The organism is Legionella spiritensis (assembly GCF_900186965.1).
GTDB classification, from domain to species: Bacteria; Pseudomonadota; Gammaproteobacteria; order Legionellales; family Legionellaceae; genus Legionella_C; species Legionella_C spiritensis.
In genome coordinates, this window is record NZ_LT906457.1 from 2,000,598 (window position 1) to 2,024,424 (window position 23,827).

The following is a 23,827-nucleotide window of genomic DNA, read 5'->3' on the forward strand; positions in this document are numbered from 1 at the left end:
ACTCATACGGCATGCTATAGTTACATTCATAATACGTTCTGTTTCATTAAACTATGGCAACACACACCATACACCTCATTACCCACGATGCTTGCCTGCGTCATAATATGGGCGACGCCCATCCGGAATCCGCGGCCAGACTTGAAGCCATTTACAAGGAACTTGCAACGTCCCCTTTATCCTTGCGGTGGCACACGGCGCGAAAAATCGGGGAGAATCTGTTACTTCAGGCGCATGCCAAAGAGCATATCGAGAGGATCAAAGCGGTTGCCCCCTCACAGGAGTATTACTTTTTAGGCCCGGATGTCACCATGAATCCGGCTACTCTAGACGCCGCGCGGTATGCGGCGGGCAGCATCATTGACGCGGTGGATCTGGTGTATCGGCAGAAAACAGAACCGGTTTTTTGTCTGGTAAGACCCCCGGGCCATCACGCCGAATATCATCAGGCCATGGGATTTTGTTTTTTCAACAACCTTGCCTGCGGCGTACTGTATGCGCTCAATCGATACGAAGCCACCCGTGTTGCCATCGTTGATTTTGACGTTCATCATGGCAATGGTACCCAGGATATTCTGAAGAACCATAGCAATGTCCTTTTTTGCTCTTCTTTTCAACATCCTTTCTATCCTTTCAGTCCGGTTATTACCGACCATCCGACTATCATTCATTTACCGTTGTCCGCAGGAACACGGGGGAATGAATACCGGCAACGGTTTGAAGACACCTTTCTTTCCCGGCTGCAAGACTACAACCCGGACATTTTGTTTGTATCCGCCGGATTTGACGCTCACCACCTCGATCCCATAGGCGGCTTGAATCTTGCAGAAGACGATTACTTCTGGTTGGGTGAAACCCTGGCAAGACTGGCCAATACCTGCTGCAACGGACGCATCATTTCAACACTGGAAGGAGGCTACCATTTAAGGGCCTTAGCCAATTCCACCCACAGTTACCTGACCGGCATTTCCCAAGCGTGCCAACACATTGTGTAATTTTCATATTTATACCTATAATCAAATATATACGCGTTGCTGACGGAGGTTTTTATGAGAGGGAAATGGTATGCGGGATTAGCCGTTATTGTGTTAGCCGTTGTTCTGATACTTGTTATGATTGACAAAGCCATCTGGATATTATTCATCGCCATCCCTTTTGTATTACTCTGGATTTACGACGTCTTGCAAAAGGAACATACCATACTACGCAATTTTCCCGTTTTGGGACATTCACGTTATATTCTGGAATTTTTCCGTCCTGAAATCCAACAGTACTTTATTGCTGATAACGAATCGGAGCGCCCTTTTAATCGGGAAATACGTTCCATTATCTATGAGCGGGCTAAAAATGTCCGGGATACCGTTCCTTTCGGTACCGAACGAGAAATTACCTCGGTTGGCTATACCTGGGTTCTGCATTCCCTGCAACCCAAGCATGTTTCGGAAGTAGAACCTCGAATTGTTGTCGGGGGACCTGACTGTAAAAAACCTTACAGCGCATCCCGCCTTAACATCTCGGCCATGAGCTTCGGATCGCTGTCGCCCAGGGCGATTATGGCGCTTAATAAAGGCGCTCAGTTAGGAGGGTTTGCCCATAATACCGGCGAAGGCGGTCTTAGTCCCTACCATTTACAAGGCGGTGATATTATTTTCCAGATTGGTACCGCTTATTTCAGCTGCCGTGATGAAGACGGCAATTTTGATGAAGGGGAATTTAAAAAGGAGGCTAACCGTCCGGAAGTAAAAATGATCGAAATCAAGTTATCACAAGGCGCGAAACCTTCACACGGAGGGATCTTGCCCGCGGTTAAACTGACAAAGGAAATCGCGACTGTCCGCAAGGTGAAAATGGGGCATGACGTGATCTCGCCACCGGCACATACCGCGTTTGATTCTGCGAAAGGATTACTGCAATTTGTCAAAAAACTGCGCGACATCACGGGCGGTAAACCCGTCGGATTTAAATTATGTGTCGGTCGTCGTGAAGAATTTTTAAGCATATGTAAAGCCATGCTTGATACCGGAATATTACCGGACTTCATCACGGTCGATGGCGCGGAAGGAGGAACCGGAGCCGCACCGCTTGAATACACCAATCGTGTCGGCGAGCCTCTGGAGTCTGCCTTGATTTTTGTACACAATGCTCTGGTGGGTATTAACGTCCGCGATAAAATCAGAGTGATTTGCAGCGGCAAAGTCGCGACAGGTTATGACATGGTATCAAAAATTGCCATGGGCGCGGATATGTGCAACGCGGCACGTGCCATGATGATGGCGACAGGATGTATACAATCGAAGCAATGTAACGCCAACACTTGTCCTACAGGTGTGGCAACCCAGAACAAGCGTTTACAGCGTGGTCTGGTTGTTGACGTCAAAAAACATCGTGTTGCCAATTTTCATAACAATACGGTCAAAAGTTTTTTGGAAATGGTCGGAGCAATGGGGCTTTGTAACCCAAGCGATCTCAAACCCGAGTATTTGATGAGGCGTATCAGCGAGGAATCGGTGAAATCCTTTCGTGAAATTTATGACTATCTGGAGCCTGGGCAATTACTGGGTAAAAACATACCGGAAAGTTATAAACGGTATTGGGATCGTGCCCACCCGGATTCCTTCTAGGGCGTGTTTCCATTTAGTTTTGCAAGGTGGTGTTGAACATTGCGCTCTATTTTTGTGTCATCCCCGCGAAGGCGGGGATCCATTTTCATAATGGCGCGGCGCCACCAGACAGTTGGATTCCCGCCTTCGCGGGAATGACAGAACCTTGCAAAATGACATGAAAACCGTACAAAGAACCTAATTTTGCCAGAATGATATCGTGAATTCATTTTTTGCAGACCGGACTACAATGGCAGCCCGGCAAAATACGTTCCCCCCTATAAACAACGACTATTCTCATAGTTATCGCAGTGATGAGCAAAATACATCCGCAACGGAGACGTGTATACCTTGGGCTCCTTATCCATAATGAATAACCTCTGTGGCCGCAATTCCACGAAGTTGGAGCTTTTCAACACGTAATAATACATACTGCCCGCATTGTGGAAAAACCATTTTTGCAGAAACGGCAATATCTTATCAGGATCATTGGAGTAAAAACGCTGACGAATATCCGTGATCAATTGCTTTGTCAGATCGTAATTACTGGAAAAATAGTGGGTTTGATTATCATGGCGATAGCGTGTCAATACCTGGCTGCTTCTATCCGCTTCCTCGCCGGCATCGATATCCATGGAAACGGCCACACCTTTTGCTTCTTCCACCTGAAACGTCGTTCCCAATAATTCACGCCCGTTATGTTCCGCCAGATAGGTTTGCAAATAGGCGACGGCTTTATCGTTTAAGGGATCAAAATAGCTGTTGATAGCAAATTGCGTCGCGTATTCCGTAGCCGGATCAAAACCACAAAAAACCAGCGTGTTATAAAGGAATTGATCGGACGTGATTTTTCTATTAAAAAATTCATCGATGTCACCAAGTACCTCATCACAATAGCGGGAAGGATGAGCGAACTCTCCCCTGATACGAACGATTTGGGTAGGATAATTGCCATTCCGGATCAATGACTGGTGATTGCTCATCACCTCCTTGAGATTCGAGTATTTTTTCACGACAGTATGTTTCCCGGCCGACGGAGCAGTCATCCGGATATCAAAAGACGTCTGTAACGATTCCGCATGTCCGGACAGGGACGCCGCCATTAGTGACGCGGCAATGATTGAAATTTTCATATTTAATTCCTTTTAAAATGAGAAAAACTTCCCGACTCAAGAGCCAGCCGTCACTTCATACCCTGAACGAATCGGCCGTCACTCATTATCCAGTTTACACAAAATCAGGATTCAAAACACAATCAATCCCTGTTGCCCCGTTCCTTTCAAAAAGTTCAATACAACTGAATGGTCGCTCTGTGATCTTGATTCTCCAGGTATTGAAATGGTATTGTCTGATGGCTTTCTGATCAAATTAAGAACGCAACGTGAGTTTTTAAAAACTTTTCAGGATACTATATGGCCGAATTACAAGACAGATTTGACAGGGTTCGAGAAAATGTAAACGTTGCTTATAAACACCACCTTACCAGCCAATACAAGAAATGGTCGACTTCCGAATTCATTACCTGGCAAAAAAGCACCGCCGAGCTTTTTTTAAGCAACCTTATCCAGGGTGATAAAAGTGAAGTCGGACAAATAGGCACAAAAGGCAAAGCCATTCGTGAGGATATTGAAAAACTTGCCCAACTTCCCGAGCAATACCCCAAAGACGAAGATACGTTGGTCATAAACCCCCGTTCGGACGTGGAAGAGTTACGACAAAAAATCAGGAACGATATAGAAGGCTTATTTAAGCAACTGGATACGGAGTTGCAATATTTACCATCCGATAAAGAAGTCGATGAAGAGGAAGACTTTCTTAAGGAAGCCGAAACGTTTTTTAATGACAATACATTGGATACGCTCGATTCAACAGACGTCTCCCAAGACATAACGCAACAGTTTCACGCATTAAAAACAAACATCTTTCTTTATGAGGGTCGATTACGTGCTAACCTGAGTAAAGTCATAAAACTGCTGGACGAACTCACAAGTTGTCTGGAAAAATACGCGTTCACGGACAACGCGGCCTCACAGCCACTGTCCGAAGATGAAGAACAAGCCCTTTCCCGATTCATAACTCGCATGGAAGAGGCTTATCAACTAATAACAGGCATCATGAATCATTACGATCAGAATGCGCCCGCGTTAAAACAACGATTTATAGACGCCGAGAAAACGCCCGTTATTAAAGCTGGAATGCTTGAACTCGAGAAGAAACGCAAGGATTATCAGACTTTTAAAGAAAATGAATACAAAGGTATCAACCATTTTATAGAGAACAAAACCGTTTTTGACACGCTTGGTGAGTTTAAACAAATCATTCAAGGTCTGGAGACGAAACAACAAGACCTTCTCAAAAAATCAAAAAAACGATTCATCACGGCAAAAACCAGACGAAACTACGAAATTGCCAGCGAGGCCGCAGGTCTGCTATACAAAAAACTGAACGACGCAGGAGACGCTTTCTTTACCGAAAACCGCCCTCCTGCGCAGCATTATGTTTTGTTTAAACAAACCTGCGATGAAGCCATTAAGAAGGCGCGCCCAAAACTCGCCAGACACCGAGGATGGTCTGAAACGTTGGCTAATATCGCCTTTATTGTTTCATCTGTAGCGAGTCTTGGAATGGCTAATATTGCCAGAAAAGTGTACACCGGTGATCATCATTTTTTTAAACCGCCCAAAACCAAATCCGAACAATTGCTGGATGATATCGTTCAGGAGATCAGGCAATTGCCCGTAGAAGTTTGCGTGTGACGCAGGCTTTCCATTTTACCATTCCCCTAGGCTCTGTGAACAAAAAGGCCAATTGACACCATTTTTTTGCGAAAAGGCCGTAGCCCGTAAGGAGGCCTGCGGCCGTATTGCGGGTTTGATGTGCCAATTATGAACGTTATCCCGCATTACGGCTTCGCCTTCATGACGGGCTACAAGACATTATTATTTGGTGTGCAACAATAGTTGCCTTGGTTTCGATCGGAAAAAATTGGTTCACAGAACCTGGGACACGCCCTAACTTTACCGGGCTGCCCCTTCGGCAGCCGAACCTGCGCAATTTGAACCAATCATACGAGACCCGAAACGTGGTCTCCTTTCGGATCGACACGACATGCCCGGTGAGACAGGATGGCCTGCCCTGCCTTGAACAATTGGCCCGGTGTACCATGCTTGAGGGCGGGGTGTTGTTTCAATAAACCAGCTATAGGTTCGCCTTCGTCCAGTGCTTGTTGCAAGGCTTCGAGAGCGCGTTGCTGGCTGGAGGCTGAATAACCGGTCATAAAACGATAGCGGTGGTGAGAGTGTTCGCCTTTCGCAACCTTTATTCGTAAAAAAGAGATATGGTGTGCTATTAATTGTTTCACTATCCATGACCCTTGCTCACCTGCAATAGAGATATTTTTGTCCGCCAGACTGTTTATTAAAAGAAGATGGTTATTTTTCAACACCTGCCTCCGCTCATCCTTACCAAAACGAACATCATTTATAATAGAAAACAAAACGCGCGCAACCTCCCTGGCTCCGTTGATTTTTTCCGGATGCGAGATATTTCGGGTAGAAAAATGCAGCCAATCGTCAGACGGGGGAGCTGCTTTAATTAGGGATATCACCTCTTTTGACATAAGCCCATACTCCAGCATCAAAAGGGCAACGGAAAATTGAGAGGATTCAGGAATCAGCTTTGTAATACCCTGTTTTTTGATCATGAGCAAAGACTTTTTGGCAGAACCACGCTCAAACAATTCTTTATTTTCCCATATAAAATCGATAAATGCAGGAAGCAAATCGGGCTGTTTAGAAACAATCAACCAAAAGACGTCTTCACCGCGCATATTTCTTCCACAGAGGATCAGCTTTAAAGTATCGACTAGAAACGCATTTTTATTATCATTGAAAAAGTCAAGCATTTTGCGACCCGCCTCGACACTATGGCATACCGCCAGGCTCAACACGTTCTCGTAATCCCAGTCTCGGTAACTGAAAATTAAATCTAAATAAAAAACGCTTATCAAATCCTGATGCCGGGCATACAATAGCAATAAATCACAAGCCACATCCGGCCGGTTTTTCATTGTTACAAGTAACAGACTATGTTCCAGCGTTAATAATTTTTTTAATAACCGCTCTCCATAGAGGGATTCCGAATTATTACTTACAAACGCCATCCAGGGCAGAAAGTCGTGAGGACATCGCTTTAGAGAGTTTAAAAATGGCTTACATATCCCCGGAACAGCTATTTCCACAAGTGCTCTTCTAAGAATTTCCTCTAAAACGTCAGGGTTCAGATACTCTTTATTAGCCTCTAAAAAGCTTATCAAACCCGGCAACGCTTCCGCACCCTGGCCAAGAGTAATCAAGGCAATATTAGCTAGCAGAAAACCATCCCTGTCCATCAGCATTTTTTTTATCGTTTCGCGTCCTATAAAATCCTTATGGCTCTCAAGGCAATCCAGAAATGCCGAAACAGCAGCAGGGTTAACCAGATTTTTTTGAGAATTAAATACGGCAAAAATGTCCTTTACCTTTTGCCTGTCAAGCTCTTCCATATGACGATTTAAAAAATGCAATAACATGACACTTTTTTTCTTATCCAGAAAAACGGATTTCAGCGATGTGGCCGGATGGTTTGACAGGCAGTCCATCAAAAACGGAAAAGCATCCTCTTTTGCATACAATTCATAATCCAGCGCTTCTGAAACATCCAATAACCTGGGTCCATAGAAATCAATAACACCTTCCTCTACCAGAGTTACCCAGAAACAATACTGAATTAATGGCCAGTTAATATCCACAAGACGACAAAAATCCCAGTCGCCATCCTCGTCGTAATAATCCTCTTTCAAGAAAAGCTGTTCCAGATAGCTCCAATCTGTTAATTGGTGCTCACCCTCAAAAGGAATACTTATTATTTCGTTTAAATATTCACCCAGCATGGCATGGATTGTTTGAACTATCTGCGACATCGTGCCGGTGCCATAGCCCTGTTCATGATGACCAAGGTATCCGACATTCATCAAGATACCGCGCAACTCATCACTTAAAAGCAAAGGCAATAACGCGGGCGTGTAATTTTTCCTGAATGTTTTGTTCAGGGCTACCCGAATCTGTCCCTCCGATAAACGACCTTCATAGATATCGCCGGCAAAATTAACCTCAACACCTAATCCGTCCGTAGCAGCAATGGCAGTTACCCGATTATTGGCATGGACTTCACCACTCAGGCTTGACGCCGTTTTAGTGACCAGATTTTGACGAACCCGGGTTAGTAGCTGGCTGAAAGTTTGCGGTATGTAAAAGCTTTGGGTTATGGAACGGACACGGTTATGAAAACCCGGTATACATTTATCCGATTCTTCCTTTAATTTTGTGATCAGCGCTTTTTTTTCATCAGGAGACATCGGATGAAGTGTCTCGTTCAAATCACCGTTCAAACGCAAATAAATGAGTTTAAGCTCCGCACGCAATTGTTTTTTTAACGTGTATGAGGAATGTTTCCCTGCTTTTTTATCAAAATAATTTCGCCTTTCACCGCATAATGTCGCCAATTGTTCCAAAAAATCGTCCGGAATCATATAATCAGTCAGCGAAATATCCTTACAAAAATCTGTCTCGAACGCCTTTTCCCTGTTAATAGCCGGATGAAATTTATAGCGAAACGGCATAAACTTTCCTCATATAAAAATAAAACCCGGAGCGTCTGATTAACCTGCAATGGCTTTGTTTAATAAATAACCAACTCCGAATGAATCGAATAGTATATCAAATGACTTAAAAAAATATGAAATTACAAGCATCGGCCAGGCCCAGGTTCTGTGAAAAAAATTAATTACGGCTGCAAAATTATCTCTTTTTTGTAGTGTTTCCTGTAGCCCGTCATGAAGGCGAAGCCGTAATGCGGGAAAACGTTCGCCCGAATAATCACTTGTGTTCCTGAGGCAATATTGGAGCATGAAACCCGCAATACGGCCGCAGGCCTCCTTGCGGGCTACGGCTTTTTACAAAAAATGGTGACAGGACATTTTGGTTCACAGAGCCTAGTCACCAACCAGACCATGTTTGGCATGATGTTGCTGAACGGCTTCATCAAGACTGGCCGCCTCGGTTAGGGCCGCGACATTTTCCTTGGTGAAGAAACCATCAAAACCATGGCAACGTTCGACGTATTCGGTAATTAAAATAGAATAAGGCGAGTGTTTGGAAAAAATCTGTTTCAGATCCGGCGAGTCGGTACAGGCACCGAATACCTGCGCCAAAAATGGAATGTCCAAATCTCGCAGCGTATTGATAACATAATCAATATTTTTCAAGCCACTGGAATGATCCCCGTCCGTCACTTCAAAAGCGATATGGTGCATACGTCGGCCATAATTACGCACAAAATTTTCAGTCGGCATAGGGAGGTTTTCAAAGGAATTGACCATAAACGGGGTGTTGTTCGCGGTAAAAACCTTAGCTGGAGATTTGATATCGTGCCCATGCCGGGTACGATTCACGTTGGTTGACGAGTTCATATCATAAATATTGTAAGCCCCCCAAAAATAATAATTGGTTAAACACAGTAATTCGAGAATCGCATCTTCGCGCTCGCCGGCCAGGATCCGGGTGGCCATGTGATCCACCCCTTTCAGCAACGGTTTGATCCCCTTGTCTTCACTGAGTTTATCCACGTTATCCAGCGTTTCGAGCTGGTTTTTGGTGAGATAAAAACGTTGCCCGAGGTTAAGGCTGTCAAAATCAAATAAATCATTATCCGTATAGCCAATGGAGTTATAGGAATAATCGGATAATTTAGTAAATCGAAAATGTTCGTTACAGAAAAACTTGTTTTCCGTAACGTCCGAATCATGGAAATGAAACCCCTGTGATACTAATATTTTCTTTGTTTCATCCTTGTCTCTGGTTTGAAATATCTCACCAACGTAACGCGCGTTGTATTTCTCCCGGGCGTTAGGATACATTTTGTTAACCCGGGTCAGGTCATCCTTAAAGTTCGGATCCAGCGGCTCCATAATGATATACAAGGGCGCTTTACCGGTATTTTCCAGAAAATAAATTTTATGGGTATCGCTGATATAGCTCGCACGATAACGATAAGGTGTCATTAAATACAATTCCCTGAAATAATCCAGCGCTTCGCCTGTTTGTACCTGAATAACCACCGCGGCCATATCGCCATACAAATCCTCTAAACCAACCGCCTTGCGGCGCTCATAGATTTTTATGCGGTATTCATTAAAATAATCAGAATTATGCTTATCACCTTTGGGTTCGTATTTGAGAGGATCAATCATAACCATCTCCTATCTTCATGACGGAAATAAAATTTTTATTCAACACTACTAAGTATATACTCTATATAATCTAACATCAGAAATTTCCTGACGACCAGGTTTTGTGAGGCCGGCAATCCTTTATTCCCCCCTTCCAGGCAAGAAGTAGAATAAAAAGTGATTTATGCTTCAATAAATGAGTAAAATATGGTGAAATAAACCCCTATGAAAATAGGGAAAATTCTTTTTATTCCACGGTCCGGAAATCACCTTTCTGACAAAATAGGCCTTTACAATTGATTATATTTTAATCATATGGTAAAATTTTTGCTAAATTAACCATCTCTAGAATAGAAGATTGAATCATGGCGAAAAATCCGGTTATCAATATTCCTGCATCACTGAGTCAATTTTTATCAAAAGCCGATGCGGACTATAAAAAATCATTAGCATCTATCCCTTTGTTTAATCCCCAAAAAACCAGGACATGGAATCACGATCAGAAAAAATATTTTGCCGCCGTCTTTTATCATCTGAGAGGACATTTCATCAACTTCATGTGGTACGTTGCCAATTTCTCCTCTAACGAGCAGACCAAACAAATTATTATCAATAATATTCATGAAGAGCTCGGTATAGGCACTCGCTTTTCCCATGAGCTCTTATATGAACGCTTCGCCACGCAATGCGGTGTGGATATTCATAGTGAAATCGTTAATGAAACCCACTATACCCCGTTTGCGAGGGAGTTTAACAAGTCTCATTTACAATGGCTGACCTGCCATGATGAGGATGAACGAATCGCTGCTTTTGCCGCCTATGAACGGCTTGATAACCTTGACTATCCTGATTTACTTGAACTGGCTCGTTCCCTGTCTCTCCCTCAGTCGGCTTTGACATTTTTTAATGTTCATGTTTATGTCGAGCACTTTGACTCTACCATCGAATTATTACTTCCCATTTGGCATGATACGCCCGAAAAATTAAAAAGTGCGTTTGATTTTATCTATTCCCACCAATATAAAATGTGGCGTAATTTGTCGGATTCCGTATTTTCACTGGTGGATGCGGACTGTCGCGTTGCTTAGAAAGGAAGTTAGGTCTGCAAAATTTGTTCAGGGTATCGGGTATATCGTTTCACGGGGCCTGCGGCCGTATTGCAGGTTTTATGCTCCAATATTGTACCAGATGAACAGGTGAGTGGTTTTCCCGCATTACGGCTTCGCCTTCATGACGGGCTACCTCTTTTTTGTAAGGAGCCCGTCTAATCAACCTTGGGAAATTTGACTATGAAATGAGCGAATTCCCTGTCCTTACCCTTACAGGTAATTCCGCCACCGGCGGCTTCCATGAGAAGTTTGCAATAAGCCAGCCCCACACCTGTTCCTTCCTTGCGATCGGAAAAGAAGGATTCAAAAATCCTGTCATTATTTTTTGTCAACAAGCCCTTGGCCGTGTCTCTGACATGCAGATAATTAAAATCATCCTTCTCATCACCTGGCTCCAGCCATATCATGATGTTGCCCTTGCCGGTTTCCTCAATGAATTCAAAGCTGTTTTTTAACAGATTCCACATAAGATTTTTAAATGCGACTTCTTCAACCCAGACTGAAAAATCCACATCGAGATTCAGCTTGACCAATGATTTTTGTTCTTCTTCCAGAGGATAATCATCCAGTGTTTTTTCCAGAAGATACTTTATGGAGTGGATGGTAAATGTACTGGTGTCGAATTTATCGCGGCTAATATTGTGAAGCTGCATACTGATAAGCTGATTACCCATTTCTATCCCGCGGGTTATTTTATGCAGACTTTCCTTTAATATTTTTTGAACCTCGGAGTTATTTAATTTATCCAGAATCATTTCCTGAAGTTCGGCCTGCATATGAATACTGGCGAGTGGCGTTCTGAGATCATGGGCCAGACTACCGGCCAGCAATCGCATGCCCGATAATCGCCCTGCCTGGATAATTTCCCTGTCCCTGGCAAACAGGGCACCAATAATGACCGCAGCACTATAAGTAATCATCAAACTGAATGTGGACAAGCTTCCGGGTATGTATTCAAAAGCATTACCGGTCATGTAAAAAAAATAAATAAACGCGAAACCCACGCCTAGACACAATAATACGAGTGCACCCAAAACACTGGTTACCAGAAGGAGAAAAAAAATGGCGGACACACAATTCATGAGCCACAACGTAGCGCCATGATTAAGCAAGGTCAGGTAAGCAAAAAAAAAGGGCAGGCAATACAACAGGGTCATGTACCAGAAGACAGGAAGTATTTTTTGAACACGAAGTGGCCAGAATTTGTTTGCCGCTAACAAGGCACATAATGTTGTAGCTAAAAGTCTGAGGAAAAATTCCTCACTCAGCTGAAAACTTTCCAGCTTCCAGAAAACACCAAAAAGAGGAAAATTAACCATCATGACAAGCCCGAACAAGGTGATCTGATGACTGGCATCTTCCGTTTGTTTTACTATGTATTGATAAACATTATGAAAAATGTTGTTTAAACGTTGCATTCTTAAGAGTAATTCAATTCGATTTAAGCAAACGGGAAGGATACCACATTCGTATCAATAAGTGATTATGTAACCTTATTTTATAATAAGGTCGGCCCATATTTTCGCTTCGCGCAGCAAACATATGGGTAATTAATAGTCATTTTGGTTATTAATAAGGTGAATATCGATGGCAGTCAAGACATCTCCTCACTCAATCGTTCGGTTGCCAACCGCACCTTATACGAAACGTCCATATAATCAGGAGGATTCATCTCCTATTTCGGGATCAAAATAGAGCTCCTGACGATTGATTTCAACCTGATTTTTATCGATTTTATAATCGGATAACTGCATGATAAGAGTGTTTACCCGCACTATCATACTGGAAAAATCACTGCGAAACTGTTTCAGCCTTGCAGTCATCTGCGTCACTTTATCACTGAAATTCTCTTTTATGGCATCGGTTTCCGCACTAAAATTATTCAGTGTTGCCAGCTGCTCCATGATGCTTGCGTACATCTCCGCAGTCAATGTCACGCCCAAAATTGCCTCGACACTCGCCCGGTACTTGTCACCGGACATGGCGGACTCCTTTTTAAAGTCATACTGTACCAGCAGTTTGGTTACGATCTGCTTAACCTGCTCTTCGGTTTTGCTCACATTGTTCCGACGCAAAAAATCCCGGATCCCTTTATTAACGCTTACCATCGCCTGATTCCATGCTGCGGCATGTTTGATAAGAAGGGATTGACTTTCCGATATCAGTTTGTAATGTTCCAGTTCCAGTTCATGCAACGTTTCGCTCATCGCCATTAATTTTTGTCGTTCTTCTTCCAGTTCTTCCCGGGTTGTGTATCCCGGAGAATTGTCATCTTTGGTACCCTGTCCGGCAAGAAGATAATCCACAAAAAGCTTTTGTGCGTAAACCTGATAGTCGTAGGCTTGTTGATATATAATGCCGTTCAGTACGTTTTTTAACGGCAATTGAATAAGACGACGATAAAACGTATTGGGCGTTTTTAAAGCCTTTATCAAATCATCCTGATCAAGTTGAATGTTATAACGTGCTAGAATCCGACTGATGGTTACCAATCCGTAAGTGGAGAACCACATGGACAAATCTTCATGCTCGGTTTGTTCTTCGTTCATTATTCTTCCAACTTGATTTTATAACCGTCTGTGTTATAAGACTTTATCGTTATTATAGATTATTAACAGATGCTAAACCCAATAACCACCGATTTGCAAATATTAACGGATTTTCTTCGTGTTCCAACCCCTGTCCAATGGCTGGAGGCCGCCGTAGACAACCTGCCGCTTTTATTACTGGATCACGCCCACTGTGAACGCAAGGCGGCCGCAACCGCCCTGAACTTTATCAGCAAATATCCGGAACAAAAGCAACTGGTGGCGGTTATGTCTCCTCTGGCACGTGAAGAATTATTGCACTTTGAAAAAGTGCTTGATTTGATGAATGCGCGTAAACTGCGTTTTCGCCCCTTGCCGCCCGGCGGTTACGCGCAAACACTCCATCAGATGGTGACCAAACAGGTCGGCAGGGAACGATTATGTGAGCAACTGCTGACAGGCGCCATTATAGAAGCACGCTCCTGCGAACGTTTTTTTGCCTTGCTGCCTTTTCTAAAAGACGAGGAACTACATAAATTTTACCGGTCTCTGGTCAAATCGGAAGCGCGCCATTTTGAAAATTACCTGGCTTTGGCTAACAATTGCGGGGTGCCCTGTGCGGACAGACTGGATAAATTACTGGCGTGTGAAAACGTTCTGATTACAAATGACGACAAGGTATTTCGCTTTCATAGCGGCATACCTTGCTCGTGATACCGGGTTCGATTCCTTTTATCTGGGACCTGGAGTACTTTCCAGAGTTATATTTGGCATGGTAAAACGTTTACCGAGAAAAGTATTAATGTTTAAGCCGCCGTCCGTATTGAGCGCCTCAAATTTCTCCTGAGTCAAAGGCTCATTGCCTTCCTTGCTAAGGAGCTTGGGCGGGGTTTCATTGTTTGGTTTGTATCCCCTCAAGTCCGCCCATATCATGATACCGGCTTTAAACCGCTCTTTACTATCGTCGGAAATATCCTCTCCATCATAACGCGGCCCATCCAGATCAAAACTCCCATCCTCGTTAAAATGAAGATCATACTCAAATGATCCCGGTGCCGTGTCGCTGATTATTTTTCCCGCCTTGTCTTCTATCTTTCTATTGATAAAAGAAGCCATTGCGGTAGGCCCGCCAACAAAGATTTTTTTCAACAACCACGCTGTCGGACCCGCACCTGCCGAGGCGTGTACGGCTTTGTTTAGCAGTTCGGCACCTTCCCACATCTTCATAAAGGCCGTATACAGCTCAACCGCAAAAGTGGCCGTGCCGGGAGACTGCAGATCTTTAGCGACCCTTTCAACTTCCGCCCATGCCTTGTCAGCTTTGGTCTGCTGCTTTTCATCCCTGATTTTTTTGGCTTCATCTTTCATGAGTTGCTGGGAAGTGAGTTCCTTTCCCCTCAATTCCTGGCGAATGAGTATATCCCGTTCTTTTTCAAGATTTTTTTTTCGTTTCTCTTCTTGTCTGATTTCTTCATGAGTCGGCATGGCAAAAACCCTCAATAAACTATACTTTGACTAAATTCAAACCCTTTTGAATGATGATAACACAGTATGGTCGGTCTGTCATCCCAATCGCTCAGCACATACTGTTGATAAACCCTTCCCTGAAACTCATGGCGGGTTATTCCAGGCTTGTGTGTATGGCCATGGATCACAGCAGTAGTCCGCCATTTCGCAAGTTGCGGCAACATGGCTTGCGGCACAACATCCATCACCGACGGATCCTTGCCGCGGTGTTGCTGGCTTCGTTGCCGGACATGATTCACCATTCGGTTACGATATCGATACGGCAGTAACAAAAACAGGGGCACAAAAAGACGATTACGGGTTAGCCGGCGAAAACGCTGATGCCCTTTGTCCAGGGTGCAGTAACTATCCCCGTGGGACAACAACACCGACTCTCCGCTTACATGGAGAATCGCCGGGTCTTTTAACAGAACCATCCCGGCAATCGCTGCAAACGCCTTCCCCAGTAAAAAATCACGGTTGCCGTGCATATAATAGATTGTTAACCCTTGCTCTGCCGCTTCCCGCAACATCCGGGCAATACCGAGACTCCACGAATCCATCCCGTCATCACCGGGCCAGACGTGAAAAAAATCACCGAGAATATAAAGCGTTCGTGTGTTGACAACCGCCCATGCCATAAAGGACTGAAATCGCGAGGTAATGTCGGGATGCTCAGGATGCAAATGCAAATCGGAAATAAATACGGCGTCTAGCATAAAGGTTCAATTTGTATATGATCATCCTGAAGATAAATCTGACAAGGGCCTTCCTGCCTGTCAATCGCGTCACTCAGGCGATAAAAACCGGCGATAGACACCAGCTCGGCCTCCAGTGAAAGGCAGAATATTCGGGCCTTTCTGTTGCCGGATATACCGGCGAGCGCCCTGCCGCGCAAGGCGCCATACACATGAATGTTACCGTCCGCCAGCAATTCGGCGCCATGACTGACCGGTGCGGTAATAACCAAATCCCCGCCCTTGCCGACCACCTGCTGGCCGGAACGAACCGGCGTAGTTAACAGCTTGTTCCGGTTCAAGTCAACGGCAGGTTCCTGTTCTTCCGGTGTTTCTTCCAGCAGGCTTTTATCATGGCTGGCCGAGGCGTTTAATACGGCGAGACCCATGCACTGGGCGATAGAGGAAAGCGCCGGGTTTGCTCCCTGAATAGCAACGGGAAGAATCTGGCGCAACCTTAAAATCCGGCAAATATCTTGTAAATCAATGCTATTCTCGCTGATAGCGGTGCAATCCAGTACCACCGGGGTATTATCGAATAATTTTGGCGCCTGGGCGATGACTTCGTCCAGATGTTGTTCAAAAGCCTGTTTGTCCTGATGCAGAAGCTGAAGCACCGTAAAAGTGTACAACCTGCCCTTTAATTTAAAAGCTTGTGATTTCAACATATTATCCGGCATATCTACGATATCCATCACTGATTTTTTTGTTTATACTAACACGAGTGGGAAAATAACAGAAGGACATCAATATGGATAAGGTATGGCTCTCCCAGTATCAAAAGGGCGTTCCTGCGACAATTAATGCGGATGAATACGCCTCATTGGTGTCGCTGTTTGAGGAGTCCTGTAAAAAAAATGCAAAAAATACGGCTTACGTTAACCTGGGCTGCAAACTCACCTATGAGGAACTGGAACAGAAAAGCCGGCAGTTTGCCGTATTTTTGCAGCAATTGGGCCTGAAAAAAGGGGCACGGGTCGCCCTGATGATGCCCAATGTGCTGCAATACCCGGTTGCCTTGTTCGGTCTTTTAAGAGGCGGGTTCATCGCGGTCAACACGAATCCTCTCTACACCTCCGATGAGTTAAAACATCAATTGAACGATTCCGGGGCGGAAGTCATCGTCGTGCTGGCGAATTTTGCCAATACCGTGGAAAAAGTCTTGCCGCACACCAGTCTGAAACACGTTGTTATTACCGAAATAGGCGATCTGTTTCCCACTGTCAAACGAGTCATCGTAAACGCCGTTGTCCGCTACATAAAAAAAATGGTGCCCGCCTATCATATTCCTATGGCCGTCCCATTTAACGAAGCTCTGAAAAGCGGACATAACAAACCTCTCAACACTCCAACGCTGTCTCACCAGGACATCGCGTTTCTGCAGTACACCGGCGGTACAACCGGTTTGGCCAAAGGGGCGGTGCTGACCCACGGCAATATGGTCAGCAATGTATTGCAGGCTTATTCCTGGATTTGTCCGTTGCATATTGGCAGCCATGACACCATTATTACCGCCCTGCCCCTGTACCATATTTTCTCACTGACAGCCAATTGCCTGACGTTTATGAAAGCCGGCGCCAAAAATATCCTGATTACCAACCCGCGGGATATTCCTCATTTTATCAAGGAAATAAAAAACACCCAGTTCACGGCAATTACCGGTGTCAATACTCTGTTTAACGCCTTGCTGAATAATCCCAAATTTGCCGAGGTGGATTTTTCCAAGGTCAAACTTGCCTTATCCGGAGGCATGGCCTTGCAAAAGAGCGTTTCCCTGAAATGGCGTGAAGTCACAAAATCGCGGGTATTGGAAGCGTATGGCTTAACCGAAACGTCGCCGGCCGTGACCATTAACCCCATGTATCTGGAAGAATACAACGGCAGCATCGGACTTCCCTTGCCCTCAACGGACATCTCCGTTCGGGATGAATCAGGAGAGGAAGTGGCTCCAGGCACACCGGGCGAGCTTTGCGTCAAGGGGCCACAGGTGATGAGCGGTTATTGGCAACACCCGGACGAAACGGCGTTGGTATTCACCAAAGATGGTTATTTGCGAACCGGCGATATTGCCACGGTTGACGAAAAAGGCTTTGTCTATCTGGTAGATCGTAAAAAGGATATGATTGACGTGTCCGGATTCAACGTGTACCCCAATGAAGTCGAACAGGTCATTGGCATGCTTCCCGGAGTCCTGGAGGTAGGCGTGGTCGGTGAGGTGTACGAAGACAGCGGGGAACGCGTGAAAGCCTGTATCGTAAAACGGGATCCCAGCCTGACGGCCGAAGAGGTTATCGCGCATTGCCGGGAACATCTGACCCGCTATAAGGTTCCCAAGGTTGTGGAGTTCTATAATGAATTACCAAAAACCAACGTCGGGAAAATTCTAAGAAGGGCGTTAAGAAAACCCTGAATTTTGACCAGTTGATTTGTTGGGCTGTCTAGGTTCTGTGAACCAAAGTTTCTTCGCACCATTTTTTGCGAAAAGGCCGTAGCCCGTAAGGAGGCCTGCGGCCGTATTGCGGGTTTGATGTGCCAATTAGGAACGTTATCCCGCATTACGGCTTCGCCTTCATGACGGGCTACAAGACATTATTATTTGGTGTGCAACAATAGTTGCCTTGGTTTCGATCGGAAAAAATTGGTTCACAGAACCCAGACAGCCCATCCTGTATTTAATGGATTGCAACGCTTCCCATCCGGTTTAAAATGATGTACATCATTTTGATGTCGCACTGGATTTAGTCAATTGCATCATAATACGAACTGTCGCCCCCCAGACAAATCGTTGCCCGGTAGCAAATTGATACGATTCGATATCCTGATCACCTCGACGCACCCGAATGGGCTGGTAATTATCCGGATTTTCAACATCAGCCATTGGTAACCGAAATACCTCGATGACTTCCTGACAATCCAGTTGATACGGTTCCAGGTGAGGGATTTTTGCAAACCAGGGATGAATCACAAAACCACTCTGTGTCCGCACTGTATTCATTAAGACAGGAGAATGGAGACGCTCGGACTCTATGCCTAACTCCTCCTGTAATTCTCTAAGTGCCGTTGCAAAAAAATCAACATCGCCTTCCTGCCAGCGTCCACCCGGAAAACAGATTTCTCCGGGATGTTCGCGCAATTGATGGCTTCTCTGGGTGAGAATCAAGGCATCATGACATTCTTCATAAAGAACAATAACACCCGCCTGTTTATCCTGATCAACTGTCCTCAATTTAATGGATCCCCTTGCTAATCGCCGCAATTTTAGTAAGACATTCCTGATATTCCTCTTCACAATCCGATTCGACAACCAAACCGCCGCCGGCAGACAGACTAAGAACATTATCTCTGGCAAGCATGGTTCGAATAGCAATATTGGTATCGAAACACCCATGCGAGGAAAAATACCCGATACTCCCGCAATAAACAGAGCGGGCAAAACGCTCCTGTTCGGCTATCATCTTCATGGCCTCCAGTTTTGGGGCACCGGTAATAGACGCCCCCGGAAAACAGGACAGAAAGGCATCCAATGGCGACACCGCATCATGACAGAGCGCCTCAACATGGCTGACCAGATGGTGCACCTCGGCAAAACTTTGCAACTCGCAAAGCGTGTTAACCTTCACACTGCCGACCTGGGCAATTTTACTAAAATCATTCCGCATCATATCGACAATCATAACATTTTCAGCACGATTTTTAGCACTGCTCAACAATCCGGCCATTAACCGTTTATCGTCATCCGGATCAGAAGATCGACGTTCCGTACCCTTGATAGGTGAGGTTTGCAAGACCCTGTTTTCCATTTTAATAAACCGCTCGGGAGAAAAACTGAGAATGTTCCCCCATTCGGTTTTCATATAAGCCGCAAAGGGTACCGGATTACTCGCCCTCACCCGCCGGTATACGGACCAGCTCCCCCCATCATAACGCGCATTAAACGGCTGAGTGTAGTTAACCTGGTAACAACGACCTTTCTGCAAAGCGTGCTGGACTGCGTAAAACACGTCTCGATACTCCTCTTTTGAAACCAGAGGCAAAAAAGAGGAAACAGCCTTTCCACCGTAGAAATCAGAATCCCCGGTATGCCATCTTTCCAGCACTTCTTGTGTTATGGCCCGGGTATCGTGGTGCGTATTAACCGCCAGCAACGTCACCTGTTGTAAAACATGATCGGCAATGATAGCCCAATCATAAAAACCCAGCTCAGCCAATGACAGTGATCCCGCAACCGCGGCCGGGGCATGGCAGGGGATCCCGGCCAGGATCTGCGCCAGATCGTAGGAAAAAAAGCCGATGGCCCCACCCTGAAACGGCAGATCGAGCGGCAGATGGCAAGTAGACATACGCTGCCTTAGCCTTATCAGGGAGTCAGCAAGATCATCGTCTCTGTTTAATACGACCTTATCATAGGGACAGGCCGTCACAATATCGTAACGTCCGCGTGTTTTATCCATACTTTCCAATAGAGTAAAGCCGGGCAGATCGTTCAGAGTCTGGTAACGGGCAATCAGATCCTTTTCATAAGGCAGGGCAACAAGGCTGTATTCACTCGCGTTCATCCCAATCCCAACAATTTGTTCGTAAATTTACCGCAATTACAACAGGAATTACAAAACTTGCAACCCAACCTGTCGAATCGATGAAACGTGATACTGGTTTTTGCAAAAAATAGTGAGTATTCTATGGCGACTTTATGTGGACAAGGAGAGAATCAGTGACGACCGTCGCCCGTTTCGAAATCGCCTTTACTCAATACATTAATGAAAAAGGCGAACCATGCAATCCCCTGCCAGATTTTGCCAAGGACAAAACCATACTCCAGGAACTATACCGGGTTATGGTGCGCACAAGAACGTTCGATAAAAAAGCCATAGCCTTGCAGCGCACCGGAAAAATGGGAACTTACGCCCCGATTAACGGCCAGGAGGCGATTTCTACCGCGATAGGACACGCGATGCGCAAGGAAGACGTGCTGATTCCCTATTATCGTGATTACGCAGCCCAGTTTCAACGTGGCGTCAAGATGTCTGAAATTCTTGCCTACTGGGGCGGTGATGAACGGGGCAGCCTTTTTAGCGGCACTTCCGAGGATCTGCCCATTTGTGTGCCAATCGCGTCCCAGTGTCAGCATGCCTCAGGCATCGCTTTTGCCTTTCAATACCGCAAACAGCCACGTGTCGCGGTCACCTGCATCGGGGAAGGCGGTACGTCGGAAGGCGATTTTTACGAAGCGATGAATGTAGCCGGAGCCTGGAAATTACCTGTTGTATTCGTGGTGAATAACAATCAATGGGCTATTTCCGTGCCCTTATCCAAACAAACCGGCACTCAGACTATTGCCCAAAAAGCCATTGCCGCCGGTTTCAAGGGGATTCAGGTGGATGGCAACGATGTGATCGCTTGCCGTCAGGTCATAGGCGATGCCATTGAACAAGCCAGAATGGGCGGCGGACCGACACTTGTGGAAGCCATCACCTACCGACTCTGTGATCACACCACCGCGGATGATGCGACACGTTATCAACCAAAAACCGAAGTGGAAGAAGCCCAGTTAAAAGAGCCGATTGAACGCTTCAGACACTTTCTTGAAAGCCGGCAATTCTGGGACGCCGGACTGGAAGAACAGTTAAGCAAAGAAGCGGCGGACATGGTACAACAAGCGGTGGATGAGTATCTGCAAGCCACAAAACAACCTGTCAGCAGCGCCTTTGATTTTCATTACGCCGAGTTACCGGAGTATCTGGTTGAACAACGCGCTATCGCTATGGAGGAAGCCAGCCATGCCTGATATAACCCTGATTGAAGCCGTGACTCAAGCATTGGCCTATGAATTGAGTCATGATGACGATGTCGTAGTTTTTGGTGAAGACGTCGGAAAAAACGGCGGGGTCTTTCGGGCCACCCAGGGACTTCAGGAGCGATTCGGTGACGATCGCGTTTTTGATTCCCCACTGGCTGAATCCATGATAGCGGGTCTTGCCATAGGCATGTCGGTACAAGGATTAAAACCCGTTGCCGAATTTCAATTCATGGGTTTTATCTATCCCGCGATGAACCAGATTATTTCTCACGCGGCCAGAATGCGAAATCGTACCCGCGGCCGCCTGCACTGTCCTCTGGTATTCAGAGCACCATTCGGCGGCGGTATTCGCGCACCGGAACATCATTCGGAAAGTACGGAAGCGTTGTTTGCCCACATACCCGGCTTGCAGGTCGTTATCCCCTCCTCCCCCAAACGGGCCTACGGCCTGCTGCTGGCTGCTATTCGCAACCCGGATCCGGTTATTTTTCTCGAACCCAAACGTATTTACCGCCTGGTCAAGCAACCGGTGGAAGACGATGGTCAGGCCCTGCCCATCGGCAAATGCTTTACGCTTCAGGAAGGCGATGATGTCACGCTGGTCAGCTGGGGCGCCAGTATTCATGAAACCACGCAGGCAGCCCGGCAACTTGAAGAAGAAGGCGTTTCCTGTGAAATTATTGACGTAGCCAGCATCAAACCGCTGGACATTGAAACAATCATTGCTTCCGTTGAAAAAACAGGGCGTTGTGTCGTCATTCATGAGGGTGCCAAAACCTGCGGCGTGGGCGCTGAAATTTCCGCGCAAATCATGGAGCACGTGATGGGCAGCCTGCTTGCCCCCGTACAGCGGGTGACCGGTTATGACGTCGTCATGCCCTATTTTCAGCTGGAGAAACATTATATCCCCAGTGTTAACCGTATTAAAGACAGTGTCTTAAGCATAATGGAGTGACCATGAATATTTTTAATTTACCCGATTTGGGAGAAGGTCTCCCGGACGCAGAAATACATGAATGGTTTGTCAAGGAAGGGGACGTGGTCAAAGCGGATCAACCATTGGCCTCTATGGAAACCGCCAAAGCGGTTGTCGATGTTCCCTGCCCTCAGGGTGGCACTATTGTTAAATTATTTGGTAAACCAGGCGATGTCATCAAAACCGGTGAACCGCTGGTCGGTTTTGCCGCCGAACAATCCGCCAGGGAAGACAAGGGAACCGTCGTTGGTAATCTTGAGGAAAGCACGGAAACCAGTGACGATAATTTCACCATTGGCACCCCAACCGGTAAAACCGGACAACGGCCCAAAGCCACCCCGGCTGTACGGCTGCTGGCTAAAAAGCTGGGCGTTGACTTGCAATCGATCACCGCGACCGGCGAGCATGGCGTGATCACCCGCAAGGATGTGGAAGCGGCCGCCAACCCGAAAGCCGTCTTACCGGAAGGCTTTGAACCATTGCGGGGCGTGCGCCGCGCCATGCTGGGCAGCATGGTGCAATCCCATCAGGAAGTTGTTCCGGTCAGTATTTTTGATGAAGCGGATATCGAGTGCTGGCAACCGGGTAATGACATTACCGCCCGTCTTGTCAAAGCCATATGCGAAGCCTGTCGGATAGAACCGGCACTCAATGCCTGGTTCAATACGGAGCATGGCGCCCGCAAGTGTTTCAAGGAAGTTCATTTAGGCCTGGCCATGGACAGCGAGGAAGGCTTGTTCGTACCGGTTATCCACGATGCGGATAAAAAATCCCCTGCCGAGTTAAGAACGGTCATTAATGAGTACAAGCAGGCGGTTAAAGATCGTGCCGTGGCGCCGGAAAAATTAAAGGGAGCAACCATCACCTTATCCAATTTCGGCAAGTTTTCCGGCCGTTTCGCAAGCCCCATCATCGTGCCTCCGATGGTAGCCATCCTCGCGGTAGGGCGTTTGTACCAGGGTGCCGTGGTCGATAACGGCGCGGTTAAGCCCCATCGCCTGTTACCCTTGTCATTAAGTTTCGACCATCGCGCAGTCACCGGCGGTGAAGCGACCCGTTTTCTGGGCGCGGTGATTGCCTCGTTGCAAAAGCCCCAGGTTCCGTAAACAAATTTTTGCAAAAGACCCGTAGCCCGCAAGGAGGCCTGTGGCCGTATTGCGGGGTTCATAATCCAACATTGTCCCGGGAAAACCGGTGAGCACCCAAGTAAACGTTTTCCCGCATTACAGCGAAGCCTTCATGGCGGCTACAAGTTTTTAAATACCGTAGCCCGCAAGGAGGCCTGAGGCCGTATTGCGGGTTTCATG

19 protein-coding genes are annotated in these 23,827 nt (G+C 46.1%); 9 read left to right on the forward strand and 10 right to left on the reverse strand.

Annotated features, from left to right (window positions below; genetic code table 11):
* Positions 1-53: 53 nt before the first annotated feature.
* Both CKW05_RS09010 and CKW05_RS09015 read left to right on the forward strand, forming a co-directional pair.
* On the forward strand, positions 54-995 hold the full coding sequence (locus tag CKW05_RS09010; protein WP_065238421.1) for a histone deacetylase family protein: 942 nt from the start codon (positions 54-56) through the stop codon (positions 993-995).
* Positions 996-1,049: 54 nt separating this feature from the next.
* Positions 1,050-2,621 (forward strand): FMN-binding glutamate synthase family protein, encoded by a 1,572-nt coding sequence (locus CKW05_RS09015; protein WP_058484155.1) that lies wholly within the window; start codon positions 1,050-1,052, stop codon positions 2,619-2,621.
* Between the two features lie 257 nt (positions 2,622-2,878).
* Here CKW05_RS09015 and CKW05_RS09020 read toward each other — a convergent pair whose 3' ends face one another.
* A complete protein-coding gene (locus CKW05_RS09020) occupies positions 2,879-3,733 on the reverse strand; it encodes an Lpg0189 family type II secretion system effector (RefSeq protein ID WP_058484154.1) in 855 nt (284 codons plus the stop codon).
* Positions 3,734-4,012: 279 nt separating this feature from the next.
* On the opposite strand from CKW05_RS09020, the gene CKW05_RS09025 reads away from it, so the two are divergent.
* The gene (locus tag CKW05_RS09025) at positions 4,013-5,356 is read left to right on the forward strand and encodes a hypothetical protein (protein ID WP_058484153.1); all 1,344 of its coding nucleotides are present in this window, start codon (positions 4,013-4,015) and stop codon (positions 5,354-5,356) included.
* Between the two features lie 308 nt (positions 5,357-5,664).
* Here the strand turns inward: CKW05_RS09025 and CKW05_RS09030 are convergent, their stop codons facing one another.
* Positions 5,665-8,259, reverse strand: a complete 2,595-nt coding sequence (locus CKW05_RS09030; RefSeq protein ID WP_058484152.1) for a hypothetical protein — start codon at positions 8,257-8,259, stop codon at positions 5,665-5,667.
* A gap of 372 nt (positions 8,260-8,631) precedes the next feature.
* Positions 8,632-9,888: a hypothetical protein gene (locus CKW05_RS09040; RefSeq protein ID WP_058484478.1), complete on the reverse strand. Its 1,257-nt coding sequence runs from the start codon at positions 9,886-9,888 to the stop codon at positions 8,632-8,634.
* Positions 9,889-10,232: 344 nt separating this feature from the next.
* Here CKW05_RS09040 and CKW05_RS09045 point away from each other — a divergent pair, with 344 nt between their 5' ends.
* On the forward strand, positions 10,233-10,955 hold the full coding sequence (locus CKW05_RS09045; protein ID WP_058484150.1) for an iron-containing redox enzyme family protein: 723 nt from the start codon (positions 10,233-10,235) through the stop codon (positions 10,953-10,955).
* Between the two features lie 176 nt (positions 10,956-11,131).
* On the opposite strand, the gene CKW05_RS09050 is transcribed toward CKW05_RS09045, so the two are convergent.
* On the reverse strand, positions 11,132-12,394 hold the full coding sequence (locus CKW05_RS09050; RefSeq protein WP_058484149.1) for a sensor histidine kinase: 1,263 nt from the start codon (positions 12,392-12,394) through the stop codon (positions 11,132-11,134).
* 240 nt (positions 12,395-12,634) lie between these two features.
* Entirely contained in the window at positions 12,635-13,525 is an 891-nt protein-coding gene (locus CKW05_RS09055) for a hypothetical protein (RefSeq protein WP_058484148.1), read from the reverse strand.
* Positions 13,526-13,594: 69 nt separating this feature from the next.
* On the opposite strand from CKW05_RS09055, the gene miaE reads away from it, so the two are divergent.
* On the forward strand, positions 13,595-14,218 hold the full coding sequence (miaE, locus tag CKW05_RS09060; RefSeq protein WP_058484147.1) for a tRNA-(ms[2]io[6]A)-hydroxylase: 624 nt from the start codon (positions 13,595-13,597) through the stop codon (positions 14,216-14,218).
* 18 nt (positions 14,219-14,236) lie between these two features.
* On the opposite strand, the gene CKW05_RS09065 is transcribed toward miaE, so the two are convergent.
* Genes CKW05_RS09065 through minC form a run of 3 tightly spaced genes read right to left on the reverse strand, consistent with a single transcriptional unit; the run spans position 14,237 to position 16,427 of the window.
* Entirely contained in the window at positions 14,237-14,989 is a 753-nt protein-coding gene (locus CKW05_RS09065) for a hypothetical protein (protein ID WP_058484146.1), read from the reverse strand.
* A gap of 11 nt (positions 14,990-15,000) precedes the next feature.
* Positions 15,001-15,729, reverse strand: a complete 729-nt coding sequence (locus CKW05_RS09070) for a UDP-2,3-diacylglucosamine diphosphatase (RefSeq protein WP_058484145.1) — start codon at positions 15,727-15,729, stop codon at positions 15,001-15,003.
* Positions 15,723-16,427 (reverse strand): septum site-determining protein MinC, encoded by a 705-nt coding sequence (gene minC, locus CKW05_RS09075; RefSeq protein WP_058484144.1) that lies wholly within the window; start codon positions 16,425-16,427, stop codon positions 15,723-15,725. Before minC ends, CKW05_RS09070 begins: the two co-directional genes overlap by 7 nt.
* A gap of 71 nt (positions 16,428-16,498) precedes the next feature.
* Here minC and CKW05_RS09080 point away from each other — a divergent pair, with 71 nt between their 5' ends.
* On the forward strand, positions 16,499-18,157 hold the full coding sequence (locus CKW05_RS09080) for an AMP-binding protein (RefSeq protein ID WP_058484143.1): 1,659 nt from the start codon (positions 16,499-16,501) through the stop codon (positions 18,155-18,157).
* 306 nt (positions 18,158-18,463) lie between these two features.
* Here the strand turns inward: CKW05_RS09080 and CKW05_RS09085 are convergent, their stop codons facing one another.
* A complete protein-coding gene (locus CKW05_RS09085; protein WP_231950428.1) occupies positions 18,464-18,973 on the reverse strand; it encodes an NUDIX hydrolase in 510 nt (169 codons plus the stop codon).
* A gap of 1 nt (position 18,974) precedes the next feature.
* Entirely contained in the window at positions 18,975-20,303 is a 1,329-nt protein-coding gene (gene pabB, locus CKW05_RS09090) for an aminodeoxychorismate synthase component I (RefSeq protein ID WP_058484142.1), read from the reverse strand.
* 155 nt (positions 20,304-20,458) lie between these two features.
* Here pabB and pdhA point away from each other — a divergent pair, with 155 nt between their 5' ends.
* Genes pdhA through CKW05_RS09105 form a run of 3 tightly spaced genes read left to right on the forward strand, consistent with a single transcriptional unit; the run spans position 20,459 to position 23,626 of the window.
* Positions 20,459-21,532 (forward strand): pyruvate dehydrogenase (acetyl-transferring) E1 component subunit alpha, encoded by a 1,074-nt coding sequence (pdhA, locus tag CKW05_RS09095; RefSeq protein WP_058484141.1) that lies wholly within the window; start codon positions 20,459-20,461, stop codon positions 21,530-21,532.
* A complete protein-coding gene (locus CKW05_RS09100; RefSeq protein ID WP_058484140.1) occupies positions 21,525-22,499 on the forward strand; it encodes an alpha-ketoacid dehydrogenase subunit beta in 975 nt (324 codons plus the stop codon). Before pdhA ends, CKW05_RS09100 begins: the two co-directional genes overlap by 8 nt.
* A 2-nt stretch (positions 22,500-22,501) precedes the next feature.
* Positions 22,502-23,626 (forward strand): dihydrolipoamide acetyltransferase family protein, encoded by a 1,125-nt coding sequence (locus CKW05_RS09105; protein WP_058484139.1) that lies wholly within the window; start codon positions 22,502-22,504, stop codon positions 23,624-23,626.
* Positions 23,627-23,827: the final 201 nt, after the last annotated feature.

What these genes read in the sequence shown, in the direction of transcription:
- CKW05_RS09010 (WP_065238421.1), top strand. Translation starts at nt 54, where the DNA reads ATGGCAACACACACCATACACCTCATTACCCACGATGCTTGCCTGCGT.
- CKW05_RS09015 (WP_058484155.1), top strand. Translation starts at nt 1,050, where the DNA reads ATGAGAGGGAAATGGTATGCGGGATTAGCCGTTATTGTGTTAGCCGTT.
- CKW05_RS09020 (WP_058484154.1), bottom strand. Translation starts at nt 3,733, where the DNA reads ATGAAAATTTCAATCATTGCCGCGTCACTAATGGCGGCGTCCCTGTCC.
- CKW05_RS09025 (WP_058484153.1), top strand. Translation starts at nt 4,013, where the DNA reads ATGGCCGAATTACAAGACAGATTTGACAGGGTTCGAGAAAATGTAAAC.
- CKW05_RS09030 (WP_058484152.1), bottom strand. Translation starts at nt 8,259, where the DNA reads ATGCCGTTTCGCTATAAATTTCATCCGGCTATTAACAGGGAAAAGGCG.
- CKW05_RS09040 (WP_058484478.1), bottom strand. Translation starts at nt 9,888, where the DNA reads ATGATTGATCCTCTCAAATACGAACCCAAAGGTGATAAGCATAATTCT.
- CKW05_RS09045 (WP_058484150.1), top strand. Translation starts at nt 10,233, where the DNA reads ATGGCGAAAAATCCGGTTATCAATATTCCTGCATCACTGAGTCAATTT.
- CKW05_RS09050 (WP_058484149.1), bottom strand. Translation starts at nt 12,394, where the DNA reads ATGCAACGTTTAAACAACATTTTTCATAATGTTTATCAATACATAGTA.
- CKW05_RS09055 (WP_058484148.1), bottom strand. Translation starts at nt 13,525, where the DNA reads ATGAACGAAGAACAAACCGAGCATGAAGATTTGTCCATGTGGTTCTCC.
- miaE (WP_058484147.1), top strand. Translation starts at nt 13,595, where the DNA reads ATGCTAAACCCAATAACCACCGATTTGCAAATATTAACGGATTTTCTT.
- CKW05_RS09065 (WP_058484146.1), bottom strand. Translation starts at nt 14,989, where the DNA reads ATGCCGACTCATGAAGAAATCAGACAAGAAGAGAAACGAAAAAAAAAT.
- CKW05_RS09070 (WP_058484145.1), bottom strand. Translation starts at nt 15,729, where the DNA reads ATGCTAGACGCCGTATTTATTTCCGATTTGCATTTGCATCCTGAGCAT.
- minC (WP_058484144.1), bottom strand. Translation starts at nt 16,427, where the DNA reads ATGCCGGATAATATGTTGAAATCACAAGCTTTTAAATTAAAGGGCAGG.
- CKW05_RS09080 (WP_058484143.1), top strand. Translation starts at nt 16,499, where the DNA reads ATGGATAAGGTATGGCTCTCCCAGTATCAAAAGGGCGTTCCTGCGACA.
- pabB (WP_058484142.1), bottom strand. Translation starts at nt 20,303, where the DNA reads ATGAACGCGAGTGAATACAGCCTTGTTGCCCTGCCTTATGAAAAGGAT.
- CKW05_RS09100 (WP_058484140.1), top strand. Translation starts at nt 21,525, where the DNA reads ATGCCTGATATAACCCTGATTGAAGCCGTGACTCAAGCATTGGCCTAT.
- CKW05_RS09105 (WP_058484139.1), top strand. Translation starts at nt 22,502, where the DNA reads ATGAATATTTTTAATTTACCCGATTTGGGAGAAGGTCTCCCGGACGCA.